1 protein-coding gene is annotated in these 242 nt (G+C 55.4%); it reads left to right on the top strand.

Annotation, left to right across the window (positions count from 1 at the left end; translation table 11 throughout):
• The coding region (locus Q1B13_RS26960) for a hypothetical protein (protein ID WP_299085984.1) at positions 1-242 on the top strand (242 nt) is incomplete at both ends.

Raw genomic sequence — 242 nt, 5'->3', positions numbered from 1 at the left:
ACCACTTTATCTCAAAGCCAGCCGAGTGTTACCGCCCTCGCCAATGGTGATTTTGTCGTAACGTGGACGTCTTCCGACCGGCAGCAAGGGGATACGTCTAACACTGCGATCAAGGCTCGCGTTTTTGATGCGAACGGTGTTGCTAAAAGTCCCAACCCGGTCACGGAAGACGTTGTCACCCTGATTGATACAGCCACCCTTCTCGCCAACGACAGCGATGTCGACGGGGATGCGCTCACGGT

This window comes from uncultured Ruegeria sp. (genome assembly GCF_947489545.1).
Classification (GTDB): Bacteria; Pseudomonadota; Alphaproteobacteria; order Rhodobacterales; family Rhodobacteraceae; genus Ruegeria.
Note: the sequence above shows the minus strand (reverse complement) of the source record. Positions and strands in the feature narration are given on the sequence as shown.